Source organism: Paraburkholderia edwinii (genome assembly GCF_019428685.1).
Classification (GTDB): Bacteria; Pseudomonadota; Gammaproteobacteria; order Burkholderiales; family Burkholderiaceae; genus Paraburkholderia; species Paraburkholderia edwinii.
Map to the genome: position 1 here is coordinate 1,996,096 of NZ_CP080096.1, position 19,735 is coordinate 2,015,830.

Genomic DNA, 19,735 nt, shown 5'->3' on the forward strand with positions numbered 1-19,735 from the left:
GCTCGCTCATTGCTCAAGCGGCCTGCGCTCCATCTGCGCATCGAGCGTCTGCGAATCGGCCCGCGCATCGCGCGACGCATAGGCAGCATCGCGATACTTCGCCGACAGCACACCCCAGCGACGCGCCCATAGCGACGTGACGATCGGCGTCAGCAGCGCGGTCACGACAACCGAGGTCGCAACCAGGGCCGTCGCGGCCGGCGCAACCGCCGCATAACGCGGCTCGATACCCGCGATGATCTGCGGCACCGCGACCGCGGCGCCCGCCGTCGAACACGCGCCCACGCCCGCCGTGCCGTTGCCTTTCGCGAGAAAAATATCGGCGAGCACGAGCGTCGTGCCGGTTACGAGCATGACGCAGACGCCGACCAGAATCCCAAGCAGGCCCGTGTTCGCGATCACCGCGAAATCGAGGTTGTTGCCGAGCGCGAAAGCGAAGAACGGCACCATCACGGGCACGGCCGAACCAAAGAAGCGTCGCAGTTCGGGATCGAGATTGCCGAGCGCGAAGCCGATCAGAAACGGCAGCAGCGCGCCGAACAGCGTTGCATACGGAAAGCTCGCGAGGCCCGCAATGCCGAGCGTGACCATCGTCATGAACGGCCCCGATTCGAGCGACATCAGGCAGAACGCACCGGCTTCCTCTTTGGTGCCGTATTGCTGCATCAGCGCCATATAGAGGCCGCCGTTGGTCTCGTTCATCACGCAGATCACGGTCAGCGCGGAGAGGCCCGTGAGGAATCCGGACGTGATGCCGCCCGGCGGGAGGAAGTGCGAGGCGATCACGCCGGCAAGCGCGGCGGTCGCCACTTTGGTCACGACGAGCACGCCGCTTTTGCGCAGCACGACCGGCGTCGCCTTCAGGCTGATGCTCGCGCCCATACAGAAGAACCAGACGGCGAGAATCGGCAGCGTGCCGGTGATCAGCGCATTCGAAAACGAGCCGAGATATTTGCCCGCGTGCGGCGCGAACGTGTGCACGCACGCGCCGAGCAGCAGCGGAACCAGCATCAGTCCGCCGGGAATGCGGTCGATCGCTTGCTTGATCTTCATGCGGAGTGCTCCTCCACGAAACGGGTCGTGCCCGATCGGTTGTTATGGGTTGCGCCGCCGGGCGTCGTGCGCCCTACGCGATGCTGGACTGCAATTTAGCACCGACATGAAACAGCGTTCTAAAAATATTGGCGTTCCTGCGTCATCGTTTACACCTACGTAATGGATGTCTTCGGCATACCCATATTGCATCGGGCATTCACGCGGATTGGATGTGCATAAAGTGGCGTGCTAGAGCGTGAACAATTTCGGACCGATGTTCCGAAAATAATCGATTCATGCTCTAATGCGCGGCAGACGGCGCATGCCGCGATCCTTGTTCCGGATGGAGACAACCGATGGACGTTCGCCAAAGCATCCACAGCGAGCACGCGAAAACGCTCGATACCGCGGGGCTGCGCAAACAGTTTCTCGTCGAAAATATGTTCGAGCCGGATGCGCTGAAGCTCACGTATAGCCATATCGACCGCATCATCGTCGGCGGCGCGCTGCCGGTGTCGCGGCCGGTCGAGGTGTCGGCGTCGCTCGGCAAGGCGATCGGCGTCAACACTCTGCTCGAGCGGCGCGAACTCGGCGCGATCAATATCGGCGGCGCCGGATGGGTCGAGGTGGACGGCAAGCGCTTCGAGGTCGGCAACGAAGAAGCGTTGTATATCGGGCAGGGCGCGCAGTCGGTCACGTTCGGCAGCGTCGATGCGGCGCGGCCCGCGAAGTTCTATCTGAATTGTGCGCCCGCGCACACGTCGTATCCGACCCGCCGCATCACGCTCGCCGAAGCGTCGCCGGAAACCTTGGGCGACCCGAAGACGAGCAATCGCCGCACGATTCACAAGTTCATCGTGCCCGAGGTCGTACAGACCTGCCAGCTATCGATGGGCATGACAAAGCTCGAGGAAGGCAACCTCTGGAACACGATGCCGTGTCATACGCATGACCGCCGCATGGAGGTGTACTTCTACTTCAATCTTGCGGACGACGCGGCGGTCTTTCACATGATGGGCGAGCCGCACGAAACGCGGCACATTCTCGTGCACAACGAACAGGCCGTGATTTCACCAAGCTGGTCGATTCATTCCGGTGTCGGCACGCGCGCGTACACGTTTATCTGGGGGATGGTCGGCGAGAACCTCGTGTTCAAGGACATGGACCACGTCGCGGTCGCGGACCTGCGCTAACGGCGCGGTGAACGGAAGGACACGGATATGCAGACCGCGCCGCCGGTAACGACGCAGATGAGCACGCCAATCAGCGCGCCGATGAGCACGCCCATAAGCGCCAGCCTGTTCGATCTGACCGGCAAGGTCGCGATCGTGACGGGCAGCAACACGGGCCTTGGAGCGGGCATGGCAATCGCGCTCGCGCGGGCCGGCTGCGACATCGTCGGCGTTTATCACAGCGCGCCTGGCGATACGCCGGGCGTGATACGCGAAATCGGGCGGCGCTGTGTCGATGTGCAGGCGGATCTCGGCACGATCGAACCCGTCGCGCGCATCGTGCGCGAGGCGCTCGACGCGTACGGGCGCATCGATGTGCTGATCAATAACGCGGGCACGATTCGCCGCAACGACGCGCTCGATTTCACCGAAGCAGACTGGGACGCGGTAACCGGTGTCAACCTCAAGACCGTGTTCTTTCTCGCCCAGGCCGTCGCGCGGCAGTTCGTCGTGCAGAAGAGCGGCGGCAAGATTATCAATATCGCGTCGATGCTGTCGTTTCAGGGCGGCGTGCGCGTGTCGTCGTATACGGCCGCGAAAAGCGGCGTGCTCGGTCTGACACGCCTGCTCGCGAACGAATGGGCCGAACGCGGCATCAATGTCAATGCGATCGCGCCCGGCTATATGGCCACGCGCAATACGGAGCCGCTGCGCGACGATACACGCCGCAGCGGCGAAATCCTCGCGCGCATTCCCGCGGGCCGCTGGGGCGCACCCGGCGATCTCGCCGGGCCCGTCGTGTTTCTGGCTTCTGCCGCATCGGACTACGTGCACGGCCATACGCTTGCCGTCGACGGCGGGTGGCTCGGGCGCTGATCTCTTGTATTGGCCTGAATACGTCGCGCGCGCATGCAAAAGCGCTATCCTCTCGTTCCAGGGAGAATCAACGGATGATCAAACATGCGAGTGGCAGCGAGAAAGATTAAAGCCGACGAGAAAGTCGGCGATATCGCATTGGCCGGCGGCGCGGAACTCGCCGCGGACGGCGGCGGCGAACGCGGCGAATCGGTCGCGGCCGTCAACAAGGTGTTCGCCATCCTGCAAGCGCTCGGCGCAAATAGCGAAATCGGCATCAGCGAACTGTCGCAGCGTCTCGTGATGTCGAAGAGTACCGTGCACCGCTTCCTGCAGACACTCAAGAGCCTCGGCTATGTCGCGCAGGAAGAGGACACCGACCGCTATCGTCTGACCATCAAACTGTTCGAACTCGGTTCAAAGGCGCTTGAAAGTGTCGACCTCGTGCGCGAAGCCGATGTGCAGATGCGCCGTCTTTCGCAACTGACGCGCGAAGCGATTCACCTCGGCGCATTCGACGAAAACAGCATTGTTTATATCCACAAGATCGACGCCGACTACGACCTGCGCATGCAATCGCGCATCGGGCGGCGTAATCCGCTCTACAGCACGGCGATCGGCAAGGTGCTGCTTGCGTGGATGGAACCCGACGAGGCACGCAACGTGCTAGCACAAGTGGTGTTCCGCAAGTCGACGCAGAAGACACTGGCGTCGGCCGAAGCCGTGCTGAGCATTCTGCCGCATGTGCGTGAGCAAGGTTACGGCGAGGACAACGAAGAGCAGGAAGAAGGGCTGCAATGCATCGCGGTGCCAGTGTTCGAGCGGTTCGGGCGCGTGATCGCAGGGCTTTCGATTTCGTTTCCGAGCATGCGTTGCGGCGCCGATACGAAAGCGCATTATGTCGCGTTGCTAAAAGAGGCTGGGCGTGCGATTTCGGCACAACTGGGCTATCAGGACAGTGTTCGCGCACCGGATTGAGCATTGTGCAGGGTCCGTACGGTCACGCGCGCGCCTTAAAGTTGGGCTAACGTGGCGTCGCCCGCGTCGCTGCGGTGCATTGCGCAGCAGCGTACACTTCCTTGCAACTCGTCGGACGCAGTTAGGTCAATGGACGGTAGATTGATACGAACCGCACGGCGAACAGCGAGCCGACGGTTTTGTGCAGGAACGTCGTGTAAATATGCAAGGGTGGTGAAGGTCGTACAGTCTATTCGCTGTCGGCGCTGGCGCGGTGCAAGTGCCTGACAAGACCACGTCAGAATGCATAAACAGCTGAACAACAGCTGCTTTTTAGGTAACAACGCAAAAATGAACGGTGCATTAAGGCTCGATCAGGCGACGATCGTGCTTGTGGAAGACGACCCGCAGAATCGCGAGTCGCTCAAGAGTTTGCTGGAGTCCGAAGGCGCGCATGTGGTGGCGGTGTCGGATGCGGAGGAGGGAGTCGAAGCGGCGGTGCGTGTGATGCCCGACGCTGTCGTATGCGACATCGACTTGCCTGCGATGGACGGGTTCTATCTGATCCAGCGGTTACGCGATCACGAGATTCGCGGTGATCACGCGCCCGCGGTGGCGATTGCAATTACCGGCCATACCGACGAAGCCTACCGCTTGCGCAGCATTGGCGAGGGATTCCAACATTTCATGACGAAGCCGGCCCGTCCCGAGACGCTGGTGACGCTGTTGCACGACGCGATCGGCGCGCGTGCGGCGGGTTAGCTAGCGGACCGCAAGGCGCGCGCGTTTTCCACGCATTGCCACGCGCTTGCGACGCGTTCCCCACGCGTTTTGGCGCGTGCTCGCGCGCTTATTGCGTGATTTTGTGCCTGTTTTTGTGCCTGATTTCGTGCTGCGCGGATCGGCTGGCTTCAGTTGCCGGCGGCTTGCGCTGCCTGACATGCTGCGCACAGCCCCTTCAGCTCGATCTCTTCGCCCGCGAGACGGTAGCCTGCGTGCTCGACCTGCGCGATCAGCGCTTCGCGCAACTTCGGCTGATGCAGTTCAGCGACGCTGCCGCACTGCTGACACACCACGAGCATGCCGTGCTGGCATTGCGTCAGATCGTGGCAAACCGTGAATGCGTTGATCGACTCGATGCGGTGCACAAGCCCGGCCGCGAGCAGAAAATCCAGTGCGCGATACACCGTGGGCGGCGCCGAGCCAGGGTGAATCTGCCGCATGTCGTCGAGCAGCGAATAGGCTTTGGTCGCGCGCCCCGAGTTGAGCAACAGTTCGAGCACCTTGCGGCGGATCGGCGTGAGCTTTTCGCCGCGCTCGCGGCAATATTCGTCGGCAAGCGCGAGCGCCGCTTCGGCCGAAGCGGGATGGTGATGCCCGGTGTGCGCGGTATGCCCGGCGTGCCTGGTATGGGCGCGCGCGCGGACGGGCGCCGGTTTTTCGGCGACCGGCTTGTCGGCGGTCGCTAATGCCTTTGCGGTTTTCATGTGCAGATTATAAGGGGCCGGCGCGCGCGCGGATTCAGTCGAGTTTGACATCGAAGCCGCGCTGCACGGCGGGCCGCTCAAACATCATCCGATACCAGCGGTGCACGTTCGGGTAATCGGCGAGATCGACCTTATGGCGTTCGTGGCGCCACGCCCAGCCGAGAATCGCGAAATCCGCGACCGACAGATCGCCCGCCACATATTCGGTTTTGGCGAGGCGCGTGTCGAGCACCGAATAAAGCCGTCGCGTTTCCGCGGAAAAACGCTTGAATCCGTACGCGCGGTCGCTTTCCGATTGCAGCGCGGCGAAGTGATGCACCTGCCCCGGCATCGGTCCGAAACCGCCCATCTGCCACATCAGCCATTCGAGCACCGGTACGCGGTCGCGCAGGCTCTTCGGCAGGAATTTGCCGGTCTTTTCGCCGAGATAAAGCAGGATCGCGCCCGATTCGAACACACTGATCGGCTGCCCGTCCGGACCCTGCGGATCGACGATCGCCGGAATCTTGTTGTTCGGGCTGATGCGTAGGAATTCTTCCTGGAATTGCGCCTTGTTGCCGATGTCGATCGGCTTGACCGTGTATGGCAGTTCCATTTCCTCGAGCGCGACGCTGATCTTGCGTCCGTTCGGCGTGGCCCAGGCGTAGAGCGTGATTGTCATATCGTGGTGAGGCGGAAGCGATTCGATGTGTGGCCGATATGCGCGTGCTGTTATCTCGGGCACGCGCGGCGGCGCGTCACATCGTCATCAGGTGAGGGGGAAATCGATGTATTTGCGGAAACCCGAGCGTGCCGCGAGGCGCGAGTACCAGCGTTCGAGATTCGGCAGCGACGGCCGCTCGACACCTTCGAGGCCGAACCAGCGCTTCGCGTACGAACCGATCACGATGTCGGCGAGCGTGAATTTCTCGCCTTCGATATAGAAATGCTTTTGCAATTGCGCATCGAGCATCTTCCACAGGGCGCCGACCGCGGTGACGTCAGCGGCAAGCTTCGCGGTGTCGCGCTGTTCGGCCGGCGTGCGCACCACGGTGAGAAACACGGGCCGTTCGGCGGGCACGAGCATCGCGAGTGTCCAGTCCAGCCAGCGGTCGACGCTCGCGCGCGCTTTCGGGTCGTTCGGATAGAGGCTGCTCGTTGCGCCGTATTGCATCGCAAGATAGCGAAGAATGGCATGCGATTCCCACAGCACGTAGTCGCCGTCGATGAGGGTCGGAATACGGCCAGTCGGATTCATCGCGAGATAGTCGGGCGTGTCGTTGCGCCCGAATTGCAGGCCTGCATCGATGCGGTCGTACGGCAGCACGAGCTCGTCGCAGCACCACAAAACTTTCTGAACATTGACGGAATTGCTGCGTCCCCAGATTGTAATCACCGGCAAAATCCCTCTGCATGACAGGTTGGCAAGCCGCCCACACGCGCGGCGTTCAACGGTTAACGATACACGAAGCCGAATCATCCGACCGAAGGTCAAAATGGCCCGCCGCGTGTTCACCGTCGCGTTGGCAGTGCGACGCCGCTGCGTGCGCGCAGCGCTTTTGCCATGCGCATGACGTGCCTGGGTGGGGCTTGCGCGGTGGCTGTGCGGCGCTTGTGCCGGGCCTTTCCGGCATTGTCATCATAGGCATTGCGTACAATGAGCGGTCGCTGCGAAAGCCGCATCGACAACGCTTCACTTCTTTCTTCAACCGGTACACGCGTCACTGACCACGAGGCATTGCATGGCCCGCATCGTTCCCGACGACTGGAAGCACGTTGCCGCCGCCGGCGCCGCCGCGCGCGAAATCGAAACGCTGAGGCTGCTCGAAGAGGCGCTGCCGGCCGGCTACACGGTTTATCACGGCGTGCACTGGACGCGCGTCAACCAGGGCTTTTCGGTGTTCGGCGAAGCCGACTTCGTGATCGTCGCGCCGTCGGGGCGCGTGATGATCGTCGAACAGAAAACGGGCTTCCTGCGCGAAACGCCGAAGGGGCTCGTCAAGGCGTATCTGCAGACCGAACGCAATGTGGCGATCGCGCTGGCGCGTACGATCGAAGGCTTGCATCGGCGTTTCACCGCGGCCTTCGGCGCGGGCACCTACTTCATCGAGGAATTGCTGTACTGCCCCGATCATGCGGTAAAAGATGCGGCGATTGCCGGCGTCGACCCGGCGCGTATCGTCGACGCGACGCGCAAGGACCGGCTCGCGGCGATCATCCGCGAAGCGCTGCCTGCCGACGAGCCGCGTTTGCCATGCGCGGCAAAGATCCATCATTTCCTGTCCGACGAACTGTCGCTGACGCCCGATGCGAGCGCGCTGGTCGGCCAGGCGGGCACGCTCGTCACGCGGCTCGCGGGCGGCCTCGCAACATGGGCGCGGCGGCTGGAGTTCACGCCGTTTCGTCTGCGCGTGATCGGCACGGCCGGCTCGGGCAAGACGCAGCTCGCGGTGCAGGTGATGAACGACGCGGTCGCGCGCGGCCAGCGGCCGCTTTACGTGTGCTTCAACCGGCCGCTTGCCGATCACATTGCTCGCGTCGCGCCGCCCGAGGCGAAGGTCGCGAACTATCACCAGTTATGCGACTGGATCGCGCGCGACGCGGGCCGCGCGCCGGACTTCGCCGCGCCGGACGTCTTTGCGCAACTCGAAGCGGTCTTCGCGCAGACGCCGATCGACGCGCGCTGGCAATACGATGTGCTGATCGTCGACGAAGGGCAGGACTTCCGCGAAGCGTGGGTGCCGGCGCTCGAGCGCGTGCTGCGGCCGGGCGGCGCGTGGTGGTGGCTCGAAGATCCGCTGCAGAACCTGTATATGCGCGAGCCGGTCGCGCTGCCGGGCTGGACCGTGCTGAAGGAATCGACGAATTACCGCAGTCCGCGCGACATTCTCGACTATCTTCGCGACGTGGTCGGCGCATCGGTGCCGCACGCGGCGGAGCTGACCGCCGCGAGTCCGTTCGACGGCTCCGACATCGCGCTATCGACCTACGACGAAGCGCAAGCCGCCGACAGCTGTGTCGACGCGACCAAGCGCGCGATCACCCAGGCGCTTTCGCTCGGTTTTCGCAAGCAGGACATCGTCGTGCTGTCGTTTCGCGGACGCGAAGGCTCGGTGCTCGCGTCGCTCGATCAGCTGGGGCCGCACCGCGTGCGCAGCTTTACCGGCAAATACGATCTGTTCGGCAGCCCCGAGTACCGCGATGGCGACGTGCTGCTCGAATCGATCTATCGCTTCAAGGGGCAGGCCGCGCCGTGCGTGATTCTCTCGGAAGTCGACTTCGACGCGTTCGACGAACGCAGTGCGAGAAAGCTTTTCGTCGGCGCGACGCGCGCGACCATGAAGCTGATCGTCGTCGCGTCGCAGCGTGCCGCGCGGTATCTGCAGTTAGGCGCGGGTGGAGCAGGCGAAGCCGGGGAGACGGCCGCGCTCAACCCCAGCGCGACGCATTGACGAGCGTGCCCGAACGCGTCTGCGCGTCCCACCAGATGACGCGCAAGAGCGGCGCCGCCTGCGCGATGCGCAGCGCCTGTACCGGATCGCTTTCGATGAAATGCGTGACGCCGCAGCGCAACGCGGCGGCCGCCTTGTGCGCGGCGGCGCCGAGCGGCGTTTCGTCGTGCTTGTCGGGCACCCGCATCACGAGTTCGAGATGCCCGAAGCCATGGCGTTCGAGCCACGCACGCGTGCGTTCGAGGTCCGTCTGGGGCCGGCCTGTGATGACCGCGCGGACGTGCTGCAGGTCGATGCCGGGCAGCGCCTCGTACGGTTGCAGCGCATCGCGTTCGGCCAGCGCTGCGGCCAGGTCCGCGTCGTAGCGCGTGACCGGCACATCGGGCAGCAGAATGCCGTCGAGGTCGATTGCGTAGGACGCGTACTCGTGGTCATGCGACATCGTCTTCGCGGCGCCGGCTTCGACCTGCAGCCAGTCCTCGCGATAACCCTCGGTGTACGCCTGGCGCTCCCACGGAAACAGCGCGAAATAGCCGCTCGCATCGTTCGCGAAGTCGGGGCGGATGCGGCTCAGTTCGTCGAAGGCGCCTGTCAGCGTCTTGACGACGAGTCCATGCTGTTCGAGAAAAGCGATGCAGTCGACGAGCGTAAAGCCGCGGCCCGCAATGTCTTCGCATAACAGCACTTTCGAACCGGGCGCCGGCAGCGGCAGCGACGAATCCCACGTGACGTGGCGCGCGCGGCGGTCGTAGCTGAGGAACGCGACGGGCACGCCGACACTGTGCGACGCCATCAGCGCGAGGGGCGCGCCGCCGCGCAGGATGCCGATGGCGGCTGAAAACCCTTCTGCCAGCAAGGCTGGCTGCAACGATTCGATCCAGTGGTCGAGCTTTTCGTAAGTGAGCGGAAGAACGGGCTTTTTCATGGGCTGGCGTTCGGTTACGTTCAATGGCGCGAATTGACGTTGGAAGAGGGCCGATGGGTCGATACGCGTGAGCCGCCGGCGTGACGGCTTTTTCGGGATGGAGGCGATATTATGCATGCGGTTCACCGAATGCGCGCTTCGGATCGCGCTTCGCATGGGACGAGGCGTACGGTGAATCACCACAAACAACGGAAAAGAACAGGCCAGGTCATGCGGGAACAGGAAGGGAAATTGCGCGGGATTTTGCGCGGCTCAGCGGGCAACGCGGGGTACAACGCAGAGGACAGGACAGTGCGGCATTCGCGCAGCCGGGGGTTCACTGCAATACGTCACAAGCTGACATTTGCGATACTCGGATGCTGCGCGGCCGCGGCGGCCCATGCGACGCCGATGGCGCTCGATGTCACGGGCAAGATTTCCAATACGACGGATAGCGCGCACCGCGTGTTTCACTTTTCGGAAGCGCAGATTCTCGCGATGCCCGCGCACTCGATTTCGACCTCGACCTCATGGACGCCGAAATCGACCTTCACGGGCCCGTTGCTCGCGGATATCCTGAAAGAGGTGGGTGCGTACGGCGAGCGCATCGAAGTCCACACCTACGACGACTACACGTACACGTTACCGGTGTCGGACACCGATCGTTATGGTGTGATCGTCGCGTATAGCATGAACGGCAAGCGGCTCAAAATCAGCGATTTCGGACCGCTCTTCCTCATTTATCCGCGTGACGCGTACCCGGCGGAACTGACCGGCGCGGCTACGGATGCGAAATTCGTATGGCAGATCAAGGCTTTGATCATCAAGTGACGGGGCGGCCGGAGACGCAACGGCCGTCGATGCAGCCGGACTCAGCGCAGCCGTCGCCGCAGGCGTCGACACGCCGCGCGTCGCATCCGTGGCGGCGGCGCATCGTCTATGTGCTGATCTGGCTGACGGCGCTTGCCGCGCCGACCGCCGCGATCGGCTACCTGCTCTATGCGACGCTGCTGAGCCCGCGCGTGACACAGCTCGCGGAATCGTACGACGGCGTCTACTGGGACGCCGCGCAGCTGCAGATCGCCTATGCGCGGCTCGAAAGCCAGCTGCTGCAATACGAAACCGGCATCGACGGCGACTACGCGCAATTGAGGCTGCAATACCACGTGCTGCAGTCGAAGCTGCGCGTGATGGCCGGTTCGACGCGCCAGCTCGCCGCGCGCCAGCTTGCCGGGAAGGCGGCGCACACCGAAGAACAGCAGCGTGAGATCCAGACCCTGACCGACATGCTCGCCGCGCTCGAACCGACGCTCGATGCGTTGCCGCGCGACCCGATGCTCGCCGACAAGATCGTGCTCGAGCTGCGCCGCCATTGGGAAGAGATCAACCATCTCGCGCTGTCGCGCCGTACCTCGGAGGTGGCCAACCGCACGGCACTCAATACCGATTTTGTGGCGAAGCGGCGCATGCTGTTCGCGGCCGGTCTGGTGCTGCTGTTGCTGTCGGCGGCGGCGAGCGTGCAGCTCGTGGTCAACGCGCGGCGGCGCACGAAGCTCATCAGGCAGCAGCGCGCCGCGCTCGACGCCGAGCATCAGGCCACGCGCGCCGCGCGCGAAGCAAGCCTCGCGAAGGACGCGTTTCTCGGCATGATCAGCCACGAGCTGCGCACGCCGTTGCACGCGATCGTGTCGTCGATCGAACTGCTCGGTTTCAACTTCCACTCCGAGGCCGATCGCAAGGTGATCCGCCGTCTCGAAGTGGCCGCGCGCCAGCTCGAAACGCAGATGAAGGATCTGACCGACTACGCGCGCCTCGGCGCGGGCAAGCTCGAACTGCGCGACGAGCAGTTCGATCCGCGCGACCTGCTTGCGTCGGTCGTCGACGAAAGCGAGCCGGCCGCGAACGCGCGTGGTCTTGCGTTCGCGAGCAGCGCCGGCGGGGCCGTGGGCCTCGTCGAGTCGGACCCGCACCGGATTCGCCAGATCGTCACCAATCTTGTGACGAATGCGATCCGCTACACCGAAAAGGGCACGGTGACGCTGCGTTTCGAGCAGCGCAGCGACGCGCTCGTGATCGTGGTCGGCGATACCGGGCCCGGTGTGCCGAGTGCGCAGATTCCATTGATCTTCAAGGAGTTCACGCGCCTCGATGAATCGCGCGCGCGACGCTTCGACGGCGCGGGGATGGGGCTCGCGATCGTGCAGGGGCTCGTCGATCTGTTCGGCGGCGAGCTAGTAGTCGATAGCCGCGTGGGCCTCGGCTCGACCTTTACCGTCACGATTCCGGTGAAGCCGGTCGCGCCGCCGGCCGCGGCAAGCATCGCCGCGCGTGCGCAGCGGCGCACCGCGCGACCGCGCGTGCTGGTGGTGGACGATAACCAGCTCGTGCGCGAATCGCTATGCGAGATGGTCGAGCATATGGGATACGAAGGCGCGGCGGTCGGCGGCGTGGATGCGGCCTTCGCGTGGCTCGAGACGCAGCAGTGCGAACTGATCCTGCTCGACCTGCAGATGCCGGGCAAGGACGGCTATGCGTTCATCGGTGCATTCAATGCGGACGATGCGCGTGCGCGCAGCGTGCCGGTGATCGCTGTAACCGCTTACGCGCCTGAATTGCAGACGCACGGCGCCGCCCATCTTTTCTTCGACTGTCTGACGAAGCCCGTGCACTACGATGTGCTGCACGCCGCCGTGCATCGCGCGCTCGCCGCGCAAGGCAGTACGGCGGGCGGGGCGGCCACGGTGGCGTAACGTCAGCAGTGTCAGTCTCGCCGGGCTGCGATGGCGTAACGGCTAGCGCCGCAGCCGCTTCGACAGATCGGCCACCAGAATCGCCATCCGTGCAGGCTTCTCATAGCACGCGACATCGCATGCGCGCACGATCTCGCTGATGTCGGACTCGCTGGCCTTGCCCGTCAGCAGTTCACCGGTCAGCACGAAGATCGGCGCATCCGGGTTTTCCGACGCGCGCACCGCGCGAATCGCGTTGGCCGAAGTCTGATCGCCGAACAGCCAGTCGATCACGACGCCATCGAATACTTGTGTCTGCAACGATTCGTTGAACGCCGCGAGGCCGTAGATCGCGACGGCCGCGAAGCCGTTGCGCTCGAGGTAGTCGCGCAGATTGTCCGCCGAGACGTGGTCGTCGTCGACCACCGCGATCAGCGGCTTGTCGGTCTCCGCGCGGCGCGGGTATATCTCGATCTTGTGGACTTCGAACGCGTTCTGATAAAGCGCGCCATCGCAGCGCACGACGCGCCACTGGTCGTGCTTCGACCACGCGATGAACTCGGGCCGGCTGCCCGGCTCGATCGGCGCGCCGACCCACGCGGTACACGCAATCTCGGTCGAGCCGATGCTGAAGAGCGCCTCCTGCGCCGTTGCGCCGACCATGCCCGGATCGAGCGACTGCGCGCCGAACAGCTGCGCGGCCGGCTCGTCGAACACTTCGGCGACTTTCCTGATTTGCGAGAGCGTCCACGGACTGTTGCCGCGCAGCTTGCGATGGCCCTGCGAGAAGCTCAGGTCGAGGATGCGGCACAACTCGCTGGTTTGCTGGCGCTTGGCAATGCCGTGCCGGCTCATCAGTTCGCGCACGCGTTCGGCAACGGCGAGAGAGTCAGCGGAGAGAGCGTCGTTGGACATGCTGGATGTTTGTTCAGTCGTCGAGTTATTCATTGGGCATCGTGCGTCTCTCGTATTCTAACGAGGAAGTGCATGCAAATTGCATCAGGATGACTACTGGATTGACGCATAAAGCTTTGCGCCGTTAAGACGAAGTGCTCCCTTCACTTCGTTGCAGTCATTTCGGTGCCCTCATTTCGGCGTAATGTCCCGACGCACACGCATGATGTGCTGCTCGACATAGAACGCCGCGGCTTCGCCGTCTCCGTTGACGATCGCCTCGTAGATCAACCGGTGTTCGGACACATACAGACGAACCCGGCCGATGTCGTAGATCGCGTCGTCCTTGAGGCGCTTCCACAGCGGTTGGTTCATTGCTTTCGCAACTTCATCGGCGATCTTCACGAACAGCGCGTCGCCGGTCATGATGGCGAGCTGACGGTGAAACAGCCGGTCGCTGTCGTTCCACAGCGCGCGTTGCGCGGCATCGGTGACATCGGTGAGCGAATCCATCTGCGCGAGATAGTGCTCGGCGATCTCGTCGCGCCGAGCCTGCATGGCGGCGCGCCGCGCGATGGCCGGTTCGAGCACGAGGCGTACGTCGAGCGCGGAAGTCGGGCTGAAGTCCGCGTCGGCGCCGAACGCCGCGCCGCCGCCCGGCGCCGTGGCCAGCCGCTGCAGCGCATCGGCGCAGACGTAGGTACCGGAATTGCGCCGCGTCAGGACGAGCCCTTCGTTCTGCAGCGCACCGATGGCCTCGCGCACGGCGGGCCGGCCGACGCCGAAGCGCGCCGCGAGGTCGCGTTCGGACGGCAGGCGCGACTCCGGCGCGAACTGGCCGTTGCGGATATCGACGCGCATGCGCTCGGCGACCTGCTCGTAGATCTGCTTGGGACGGAACGGATTATCGGGCGGGAGCGATGTCATGACCGGAGAACGCGCTGACTGACTGATCCGGAATTGAACCAGTTTGACGCAATTTTTTTGATATTGGTTGATACAGAACCAAAGCTGGTCTACATTCAGCGCCAGTATAGAACAGTCTGAGTCGGAGACAACAATGGTCTGCATAAAGGATCATTCGAGGGCGTTGCCTGATGAAGCAAAGCGGGCCATGCAGGGAGCCGCGAAGCCATGAAACTGAACCGCGTGATCAGCACGGTCGAAGTCCATACCGCGGGCGAGCCGTTTCGCATCGTGACCAGCGGTCTGCCGAAAATTCCGGGCAAAACCATCGTCGAGCGGCGCGCGTGGCTCAAGGAGCACGCGGACCCTCTGCGCCGCGCGCTGATCTTCGAGCCGCGCGGCCACGCCGATATGTACGGCGGGTATCTGACCGATGCGGTCAGCGAGGGCGCCGACTTCGGCATCATCTTCGTTCACAACGAGGGGTATAGCGACCATTGCGGGCACGGCGTGATTGCGCTCGCGACGGCAGCCGTATCGCTCGGCTGGGTCGAGCGGACCGAGCCGGAGACGCGCGTGGGCATCGATGCGCCGTGCGGGTTTATCGAGGCGTTCGTCAAATGGGACGGCACGCATGCGGGCAGCGTGCGCTTCGTCAATGTGCCGTCGTTTATCTGGGCGCGCGATGTCGTCGTGCAGACGCCGGGTTTCGGCGAGGTGCGCGGCGATATTGCGTTCGGCGGCGCGTTCTACTTTTACACGTCGGGCGCGCCGTTCGAGCTGGCGGTGCGCGAATCGGATATTGACCGGTTGATCCGCTTCGGCGCCGAAGTGAAGCGCGCGGCCAACGACGCGTTCAAGGTTCAGCATCCGCACATTCCCGAAATCAACCACGTGTACGGCACGATCATCGATAACGCGCCGCGCCACGCGGGCTCGACGCAGGCGAACTGCTGCGTATTCGCGGACCGCGAGGTCGACCGGTCGCCGACGGGGTCCGGCACGGCGGGGCGGGTCGCGCAACTCTATCTGCGCGGGCAGTTGAAGATGGGCGAGACGCTCGTCAACGAATCGGTGATCGGCACGATCTTTCGCGGGCGTGTGCTGCGCGAAACGAAGCTTGATCGCTTCGATGCGGTGATTCCCGAGATCGAGGGCGAGGCCTACATTTGCGGGTTCGCGAACTGGATTGTCGATGAGCGCGATCCGTTGTCGTATGGGTTTCTGGTGCGCTGAGTCGCGCGATTCGATCGCATCTCGAACCACCGACCTGAAATCGAACCGCCGACCTGACCTGACGGAGGCTTTATCGATATGCCGAACAGCCTGTCCACGCCGCTTTTCAACGGCGCCGAGACCGCGCGGCTCACGCCTTATCCGGCGCTCGTCGATGCGCTGGCCACTGCCGTGGTCGATTACACGGAGAAGCGCATCGCGAGCCCCGAGCGGCTTGTCGTGCCGCTCAACGACGGCGGCGTGCTGCTGTCGATGCCGGCGACCGCGGCGGACCTCGCGATCCACAAGCTCGTCAACGTGTGCCCGGGCAACCGCGAGCGCGGCTTGCCGACGATTCACGGCCAGGTGATGGCGATCGAGCCTGATACCGGCGAGACGCTGTTTATCCTCGATGGCCCGACGGTGACGGGCCGCCGGACCGCCGCGATGACGATGCTCGGTGTGCGCACGCTCAGCCGCGCGTCGCCGCGCGATGTGCTGCTGATCGGCACCGGCACGCAGGCGGCGAACCACCTCGAGGCGTTGCGCGAGTTGTATCCCGAGGCGCTCGTGCGCGTGCGCGGCAGCTCGCCGGCGCGAGCGCATGCGTTCTGCGACGAGCACGCCGCAAGGCTGCAGACGAAGGCGGGAGCGCAGGGATCCCGGCTGCAGCCGGTCGAAGACACGACGGTGCCCGATTCGGTCGATCTCGTCATCACGCTGACGACGAGCCGCACGGCCGTCTACAACGAAGCGCCGCGCGCGGGGCGGCTCGTGGTTGGCGTCGGCGCGTTCAAGCCCGATATGGCGGAACTCGGCGCGCGGACGCTCTCCGGCAGCGCGCTGTTTGTTGACGATCCGGCCGGCGCGAAGCATGAAGCAGGGGATCTGATTCAGGCGGGCGTGGACTGGGCGAACGTGGCGGGGATTGTCGTTGCGCTGGGAGGCGCGGCGGATCGCGCGGCGCGCATCGCCCGCGTAGCGGCGACTGATGCGCCCACGGCCGGCGCCGCTGCGACTACCGACGATGGCGCGCCGCGCGTCTTCAAGACCGTCGGCTGCGCGGCATGGGACCTGGCGGCGGGCCGCGTCGCCCGCGGGCTGCTGAAGGCGGCCTAGCGGCGCCTCGCGGCGGCCCGCCGTAGGCCTTCACGCATAGGCCTTCACTGATCCCACACCTTCGCGCACGACCGTTCACTATCCAGGCCTTGCCGCGCCCAACGTGCAAACAACACGAAAACGTTGCAACATAGGCGTCTCACGAAAAACGCCGCGGTCAGATACCGGATACGGGCGCCGAACCGCGCTCCCATCTTCCCGGTCCGCCAGACCCGCATGAAGTCAATCCGGGCACAGGTACATCCGCCGCGTTTCTCGCTGATCCAGTTCTTCGACCGCTGCTTCTTACCTGGTGCGACCGCGCTATGACGACTTCCCACGCTCCCGCTACGCCGGACCTTCCGCTCGACATGATCATTTTCGGCGGCGCCGGCGACCTGTCCGCCCGCAAGCTGCTGCCCGCGCTGTTTATGGCGCATTCGCACGGCAATCTGCCCGGCGACACGCGCATTCTCGCCATCGGCCGCCGCGACTGGACACGCGAACAGTATGTGAACTTCATGGAAGAGCACTCGAAGCCGTTTATCGAGCGCAAGGCGCTCGATGCGGCCGCGTGGGACAAGTTCCTCGCGCTCTTCGACTACGTGCGCATCGACGTCGACAACGCCGACGACTATGCGCGGCTCGCGCAGGCGTCGCGTCCGAACGCGCAGCGCATCTTTTATCTCGCGACCTCGCCCGAACTGTTCACGACGATCTGCGACAACCTCGCATCGCATTCGCTGATCGACAGCCACTCGCGCGTCGTGCTCGAAAAGCCGCTCGGCAACAATCTCGAATCGGCGCAGGCGATCAACAACGCGGTCGGCAAGCACTTCGAAGAACCGCAGATTTACCGGATCGATCACTACCTCGGCAAGGAGACCGTGCAGAACCTGATGGTGCTGCGCTTCGGCAATGCGATCTTCGGGCCGCTATGGCAGGCGCCGTATATCCGCAGCGTGCAGATCACGGTGGCCGAGACGGTCGGCGTGGGTAGCCGCGCGGGCTTCTACGACCAGACCGGCGCGATGCGTGACATGGTGCAGAACCACTTGCTGCAGCTGCTGTGCATCGTCGCGATGGAGCCGCCGGTGTCGCTCGACCCGGACGCCGTACGCGACGAAAAGCTCAAGGTGCTGCGCTCGCTGCGCCCGATGACCGCGGAAGATATTTCGCGCGACACCGTGCGCGGCCAGTACACGGCCGGCGCCGTCGGCGGCGAGCCGGTGAAGGGTTATCTCGAGGAAGATAACGTGCCGCAGGGCAGCCACGCCGAAACCTTCGTCGCCCTGCGCGCGCATATCAACAACTGGCGCTGGGCGCACGTGCCGTTCTTCCTGCGCACGGGCAAGCGGATGGCGAAGAAGGTGTCGGAGATCGTCATCGAGTTCGCGGATCTGCCGTTCTCGATCATGCCGAATAGCCCGTGTGGTCCGCGCAGCTGCGGCAACCGGCTCGTCATCCAGCTGCAGCCGGCCGAGTCGATCCAGTTGCAGATGCTCGCGAAGGAGCCGGGCAGCGGCATGCGCACGCTGCCGGTCAATCTGAACCTCGACCTCGAGCAGGCGTTCACGGGACGGCGAGCGGAAGCGTATGAGCGTCTGTTGATCGATGTCGTGCGCGGGCGCCTCACGCACTTCATGCGCCGCGACGAACTCGAAGCCGCATGGGCGTGGGCCGATCCGATCATCGAAGGCTGGAAGCTCGCGGGCGACCGGCCGCGGCCCTACACGGCCGGTACGTTCGGGCCGGGCGCGTCGACTGCGCTGGTGACGCGCGAGAATATGGCCTGGGCGGAAGAGTCTTGAGCGATTGAAAGAGAAAGGCCGAGCCCCGGTGGGCTTGGCCTGCGTGGATGACCCTTGTGACGACGCGTTCTTAAGGTTGACAATAAAATCCTTAAAGTTGACAATTAAGTCGCTTAAGGTTGTCAAAGAGGCGCGCAGTGAATACGAGAATCCGTCCACAAGGCGAGCAGGTCCGCGGTTTCCTGCTCGAACATATTGAATCGCATCAGGGCGACGTCGTCGCGCTCACCGCAGATCACTTCTCGATCAGTCGCCAGGCTGTGAACAAGCACCTGCTTGTACTGCGCGAGCAAGGCGCGATTGTCAAAGAAGGCAATACGAGGGATGCGCGCTACAGGCTTGTCCCTCTCGCCACTGAGAGCTTCCGGTTTCCGTTGACGGGTGAACTCGAAGAAAACGTGATCTGGAGCGAAGTCGTCAGGCCCTTGATCGAACCGCTTCCAGCCAACGTGCTCAATATATGGCACCACGGCTTCACGGAAATCTTTAATAACGCGATCGACCATTCAAACGGGACCACGGTTCTGGTGAAAATCACGCGAACCGCGGTATCCACGGAAATCATGGTTTCGGATGATGGTGTCGGGATCTTCAGAAAGATTCAGGCCGAATTGAATCTGCTCGACGAGCGCCATGCAATCTTCGAATTGGCAAAAGGCAAACTGACCACCGATCCCCAGAATCACTCGGGGGAGGGGATCTTTTTCACCTCGCGCATGTTCGACCAGTTCGGGATTCTCTCGGGCGCACTTTATTTCGATCACCATAAGGATTCGTCGGAAGACGTGGTAATGGAACGTGAGGTCGCTGCGGGCGGTACGTCTGTTTTTATGACGTTGAGCAATCGTGCGGCACACACAACCAAAGAAATTTTCGACGAATACACCGAAAACGAGGACTACACGTTCGACCGAACTGTCGTGCCGGTCGATCTCGCTAAATACGGCGTGGACGAATTGATTTCGCGGTCGCAGGCAAAACGATTACTTGCACGCCTCGACCTGTTTAAAAGAGTGGTGTTGGATTTCCGGAACGTCGACATGATTGGCCAAGCGTTTGCGGATCAGATCTTTCGCGTCTTCGCGAACGAGCATCCGGAAATAGAATTATTGGCGACCAATACGAGCGTGGCCGTACAGCAGATGATCTCTCGCGCTCGCGCGCAGCGCGAAGCGGCTCAGTGATGTTTGGCGCGAGGTAGCTCCGTTCGACAAACGAGGCTACCCCGCAAGACCTTCAAA

At 63.5% G+C, this 19,735-nt stretch carries 18 protein-coding genes; 11 read left to right on the forward strand and 7 right to left on the reverse strand.

Annotated features, from left to right (window positions below; genetic code table 11):
* Nucleotides 1-6 precede the first annotated feature (6 nt).
* Nucleotides 7-1,053, reverse strand: a complete 1,047-nt coding sequence (kdgT, locus tag KZJ38_RS30670; protein WP_219800820.1) for a 2-keto-3-deoxygluconate transporter — start codon at nucleotides 1,051-1,053, stop codon at nucleotides 7-9.
* Between the two features lie 338 nt (nucleotides 1,054-1,391).
* On the opposite strand from kdgT, the gene kduI reads away from it, so the two are divergent.
* The 4 genes from kduI (at nucleotide 1,392) to KZJ38_RS30690 (ending at nucleotide 4,781) form a co-directional block, all read left to right on the forward strand.
* Nucleotides 1,392-2,228: a 5-dehydro-4-deoxy-D-glucuronate isomerase gene (gene kduI, locus KZJ38_RS30675; RefSeq protein WP_219800821.1), complete on the forward strand. Its 837-nt coding sequence runs from the start codon at nucleotides 1,392-1,394 to the stop codon at nucleotides 2,226-2,228.
* A gap of 57 nt (nucleotides 2,229-2,285) precedes the next feature.
* Nucleotides 2,286-3,083, forward strand: coding sequence for a 2-dehydro-3-deoxy-D-gluconate 5-dehydrogenase KduD (gene kduD / locus KZJ38_RS30680; RefSeq protein ID WP_425518427.1), 798 nt, complete (start codon nucleotides 2,286-2,288; stop codon nucleotides 3,081-3,083).
* A gap of 84 nt (nucleotides 3,084-3,167) precedes the next feature.
* Nucleotides 3,168-4,040, forward strand: a complete 873-nt coding sequence (gene kdgR, locus KZJ38_RS30685; RefSeq protein ID WP_219800822.1) for a DNA-binding transcriptional regulator KdgR — start codon at nucleotides 3,168-3,170, stop codon at nucleotides 4,038-4,040.
* A 282-nt stretch (nucleotides 4,041-4,322) separates the two neighbouring features.
* Nucleotides 4,323-4,781 carry a response regulator gene (locus KZJ38_RS30690; RefSeq protein ID WP_219800823.1) on the forward strand — a complete coding sequence of 153 codons (459 nt, stop codon included), beginning with the start codon at nucleotides 4,323-4,325 and terminating at the stop codon, nucleotides 4,779-4,781.
* A 149-nt stretch (nucleotides 4,782-4,930) separates the two neighbouring features.
* Here KZJ38_RS30690 and KZJ38_RS30695 read toward each other — a convergent pair whose 3' ends face one another.
* From KZJ38_RS30695 to KZJ38_RS30705, 3 genes are all read right to left on the reverse strand, one after another.
* Nucleotides 4,931-5,506, reverse strand: a complete 576-nt coding sequence (locus KZJ38_RS30695; RefSeq protein WP_219800824.1) for a Fur family transcriptional regulator — start codon at nucleotides 5,504-5,506, stop codon at nucleotides 4,931-4,933.
* Nucleotides 5,507-5,540: 34 nt separating this feature from the next.
* Nucleotides 5,541-6,167 carry a glutathione S-transferase family protein gene (locus tag KZJ38_RS30700; protein ID WP_219800825.1) on the reverse strand — a complete coding sequence of 209 codons (627 nt, stop codon included), beginning with the start codon at nucleotides 6,165-6,167 and terminating at the stop codon, nucleotides 5,541-5,543.
* An 87-nt stretch (nucleotides 6,168-6,254) separates the two neighbouring features.
* On the reverse strand, nucleotides 6,255-6,881 hold the full coding sequence (locus KZJ38_RS30705; RefSeq protein WP_219800826.1) for a glutathione S-transferase family protein: 627 nt from the start codon (nucleotides 6,879-6,881) through the stop codon (nucleotides 6,255-6,257).
* Nucleotides 6,882-7,227: 346 nt separating this feature from the next.
* Here KZJ38_RS30705 and KZJ38_RS30710 point away from each other — a divergent pair, with 346 nt between their 5' ends.
* Nucleotides 7,228-8,937 (forward strand): ATP-binding domain-containing protein, encoded by a 1,710-nt coding sequence (locus tag KZJ38_RS30710; RefSeq protein ID WP_219800827.1) that lies wholly within the window; start codon nucleotides 7,228-7,230, stop codon nucleotides 8,935-8,937.
* Here the strand turns inward: KZJ38_RS30710 and KZJ38_RS30715 are convergent.
* Nucleotides 8,915-9,862 carry a phosphoribosyltransferase gene (locus KZJ38_RS30715; protein ID WP_219800828.1) on the reverse strand — a complete coding sequence of 316 codons (948 nt, stop codon included), beginning with the start codon at nucleotides 9,860-9,862 and terminating at the stop codon, nucleotides 8,915-8,917. The genes KZJ38_RS30710 and KZJ38_RS30715 overlap by 23 nt on opposite strands.
* A gap of 390 nt (nucleotides 9,863-10,252) precedes the next feature.
* On the opposite strand from KZJ38_RS30715, the gene KZJ38_RS30720 reads away from it, so the two are divergent.
* Nucleotides 10,253-10,672 (forward strand): putative pterin-binding protein, encoded by a 420-nt coding sequence (locus tag KZJ38_RS30720; RefSeq protein ID WP_246641845.1) that lies wholly within the window; start codon nucleotides 10,253-10,255, stop codon nucleotides 10,670-10,672.
* Between the two features lie 29 nt (nucleotides 10,673-10,701).
* Entirely contained in the window at nucleotides 10,702-12,591 is a 1,890-nt protein-coding gene (locus KZJ38_RS30725; protein ID WP_219803724.1) for an ATP-binding response regulator, read from the forward strand.
* 42 nt (nucleotides 12,592-12,633) lie between these two features.
* Here the strand turns inward: KZJ38_RS30725 and KZJ38_RS30730 are convergent, their stop codons facing one another.
* Nucleotides 12,634-13,485, reverse strand: coding sequence for a helix-turn-helix domain-containing protein (locus KZJ38_RS30730; RefSeq protein WP_219800830.1), 852 nt, complete (start codon nucleotides 13,483-13,485; stop codon nucleotides 12,634-12,636).
* Between the two features lie 171 nt (nucleotides 13,486-13,656).
* Entirely contained in the window at nucleotides 13,657-14,391 is a 735-nt protein-coding gene (locus KZJ38_RS30735; RefSeq protein ID WP_219800831.1) for a FadR/GntR family transcriptional regulator, read from the reverse strand.
* Between the two features lie 207 nt (nucleotides 14,392-14,598).
* Here KZJ38_RS30735 and lhpH point away from each other — a divergent pair, with 207 nt between their 5' ends.
* The 4 genes from lhpH (at nucleotide 14,599) to KZJ38_RS30755 (ending at nucleotide 19,678) form a co-directional block, all read left to right on the forward strand.
* Nucleotides 14,599-15,606 (forward strand): trans-3-hydroxy-L-proline dehydratase, encoded by a 1,008-nt coding sequence (gene lhpH, locus KZJ38_RS30740; protein WP_219800832.1) that lies wholly within the window; start codon nucleotides 14,599-14,601, stop codon nucleotides 15,604-15,606.
* A gap of 78 nt (nucleotides 15,607-15,684) precedes the next feature.
* Entirely contained in the window at nucleotides 15,685-16,704 is a 1,020-nt protein-coding gene (gene lhpI / locus KZJ38_RS30745; RefSeq protein WP_219800833.1) for a bifunctional Delta(1)-pyrroline-2-carboxylate/Delta(1)-piperideine-2-carboxylate reductase, read from the forward strand.
* A gap of 305 nt (nucleotides 16,705-17,009) precedes the next feature.
* Entirely contained in the window at nucleotides 17,010-18,494 is a 1,485-nt protein-coding gene (zwf, locus tag KZJ38_RS30750; protein WP_219800834.1) for a glucose-6-phosphate dehydrogenase, read from the forward strand.
* 137 nt (nucleotides 18,495-18,631) lie between these two features.
* On the forward strand, nucleotides 18,632-19,678 hold the full coding sequence (locus tag KZJ38_RS30755) for an STAS-like domain-containing protein (RefSeq protein ID WP_219800835.1): 1,047 nt from the start codon (nucleotides 18,632-18,634) through the stop codon (nucleotides 19,676-19,678).
* The last annotated feature ends 57 nt before the right edge of the window (nucleotides 19,679-19,735 follow it).